This is a genomic window from Parageobacillus caldoxylosilyticus NBRC 107762 (assembly GCF_000632715.1).
Classification (GTDB): Bacteria; Bacillota; Bacilli; order Bacillales; family Anoxybacillaceae; genus Saccharococcus; species Saccharococcus caldoxylosilyticus.
Genome location: NZ_BAWO01000035.1, coordinates 1 through 2,338 on the forward strand (window position 1 = coordinate 1; position 2,338 = coordinate 2,338).

Sequence of the window (2,338 nt, forward strand, 5' to 3'; positions counted from 1 at the left end):
CCTACCAAAAGTATACAAAAAATCTATCCATGCATCGCTTCGCGGCACCACAGATTAAGGAAAAATTCTGTTCTGCTATGGGAGTTTAATAAGAATTTTCAATATGAAAAACTTTAACCTTATACCAAATATCTTTCCAGTTCTTTTTCGTTATCCGTTCTTGATAAATCTGTGCTCGTTCTTTTGTTTCTTGAAAATAGGGTGTCGGTTTTACTTCCAAATTAATCACATCATCTACTCCCCAAGCAACCTTGATATTAGCGAAGAAGAACTTCATAATATTATAGGTATAGCAATACAAGAAATGTTCATTCAGAATATAATATTATTGGGCTGACAATATACAGCATTATGAGATGACAAAGATAACACTGTTAGGACTTAAATATTTGGATGAAAACAGTAAATGGTCTAAAGCATATCGAATAGCGAAAGAAGTAAAAGCTTTAATAAGGCTATAAGGAAAAAAAGGAAAGAGAGATAACCTCTTTCCTCATATTTGATTAACCGAATTAATTCAAAACAGTAACCTTTTTACCAGTAATAATATCAATAATTTCCTCTAAATGAACTATTAGCTCCCTCATTTTAGATTCTACGAGGACTGAATAATCTAATTGGTTGATAAAGAAACCAATCGGGTCACTTTGATTATTCCATTTTTCTATGAGTATTTTCCTTGACCTTTTGAATGCCTCATCTGCATTATAGTATTTATCTAAAATAATCTCGATAGCTCCCTCTGGTTTATCCAAATTTGAGAACATTATTTTGGGTTTTAAGTTATTTCTAAAGGTTTTCTTATCAATCTTACCCTCTCTTAATTTCATCAATGCTTCTTCATACTTTTGGAAATAAGTGTCACATAAATGAATTGCATCCCTATCTTCAATTCAAAGACAAGTGTCAATAGATTAGGGTCTAAAAAATATGATTCAATAGCGTATTCGGATAATATTTTAAATTGCTCTTCCTTTAAGTTTAGACCATTAGCTTTTCCTTTACCCATTAAAGCCCTTTTCCTGTCCTCAATATATTCCCCATCCGAATCCGTAATTACCCAATAAGGGACTTTAACAGCATCCTTATGTAATATATGAGCATTAGCATAGAAACTCATTTTATCAAATCCATCTGTTTGAATAATATCAATGTACTTCTCAGAAAAGTTTGAGTCTAATCCTTTATATTTTGCAATTTTATTGATTAGTAGACTAAACAAACGCGCATCATCTTTACCCTCAACAAATATTACAGCTTGTTTGTTTAAAATATCAGATACTTGAATACCCAACTCTTGCACTATATTTTCTACAGTCGCCTCTACTAATGACGTGACCCCTTTTTTCTTAGTTACACAATGAATATTCCCTTTATCAATTTTACTAACGATAATTGGAGAATGAGTAGTTAAAATGACCTGATTTTTTTCACTAATTTTAAGCAATGTGCTAATCATTTTTCTCTGTAGTGAAGGGTGCAAATAAACTTCTGGTTCTTCAATCAATAAAATGAAGTCATCATCTTTCTTTAGTTTTATACCCGTGGTGCTAGATAAAATCTCAAGACATAAAAACAGCCCTTGCATGAGGATCTCCTTTAAAATGAAAGTGCGAACAAACAACCAAAAGGAGAAGTCCCATGCAAGAGCACTTTCATTTTACAATAGACCAAGCAAAAATTCAAAAGCAATATGCCGCGATCTTATTCTTTTTCTTTGTATCAGAACAATTGCCTTGTATCCAGATGTATTTACAACGTCGAAATTGTCATTTGTTGAAGCAAGAGGATGAGGTCATCATCGCCATTCACATTCTTGGAAAATTGCTGGGGTTTACTTCGGAACGGGCTTGGCATCGATTTGTCATTGGAAACCTGTTCACAAAGGAAATGTTCCCAGAGCGCTCTCGATACAACCGTCGATGCCGGTCGTTGCGTTGGGCGATCAAATGGATTCGTCACCAACTCGCCAAACGTGGACAACATCACGCTTATGCGGTGGTGGATAGCTTACCCATTGAACTCTGCCACCACGCACGAATGTATCGCGTCAAACGATTTCAAGGAATCGCAGATATTGGGTATTGTGCATCCAAAAAGATGGCTTACTATGGATTTAAGCTTCATCTTCAGATTACCGACCAAGCGCTTCCGATGGGATATGTCCTGACCGAAGCATCCTGCCACGACCGGACAGCTGCGGAAACCGTGATGGCCCAACTTCCTCATCCGTATACACTTGGCGACAAAGGATATGTGAGCCAAGCCTTGCAAAAGAAACTATACGATGAATACAAAATCGCTTTTTGGACGCCTGCTCGGAAAAATCAACGAGTTG

General features: G+C 35.8%; 4 protein-coding genes and 1 pseudogene. 2 read left to right on the forward strand and 3 right to left on the reverse strand.

What is annotated here, in order from left to right; translation table 11 throughout:
• Nucleotides 1-85: 85 nt before the first annotated feature.
• Nucleotides 86-244, reverse strand: a pseudogene (locus GCA01S_RS19400) (nucleotidyltransferase family protein); the annotation flags it as partial.
• A 112-nt stretch (nt 245-356) separates the two neighbouring features.
• Between GCA01S_RS19400 and GCA01S_RS21325 the strand changes: the two are divergent.
• The gene (locus tag GCA01S_RS21325) at nt 357-461 is read left to right on the forward strand and encodes a YjcQ family protein (RefSeq protein ID WP_081804192.1); all 105 of its coding nucleotides are present in this window, start codon (nt 357-359) and stop codon (nt 459-461) included.
• Between the two features lie 51 nt (nt 462-512).
• Here GCA01S_RS21325 and GCA01S_RS10950 read toward each other — a convergent pair whose 3' ends face one another.
• Nucleotides 513-830 (reverse strand): hypothetical protein, encoded by a 318-nt coding sequence (locus tag GCA01S_RS10950; protein WP_042409928.1) that lies wholly within the window; start codon nt 828-830, stop codon nt 513-515.
• Nucleotides 830-1,588: an ATP-dependent nuclease gene (locus GCA01S_RS10955; protein ID WP_042409931.1), complete on the reverse strand. Its 759-nt coding sequence runs from the start codon at nt 1,586-1,588 to the stop codon at nt 830-832. The genes GCA01S_RS10950 and GCA01S_RS10955 overlap by 1 nt, the downstream gene beginning before the upstream one ends.
• A 53-nt stretch (nt 1,589-1,641) precedes the next feature.
• On the opposite strand from GCA01S_RS10955, the gene GCA01S_RS10960 reads away from it, so the two are divergent.
• Nucleotides 1,642-2,338: IS982 family transposase (locus tag GCA01S_RS10960; RefSeq protein WP_042409934.1), on the forward strand; the 697-nt coding region annotated here is incomplete at its 3' end.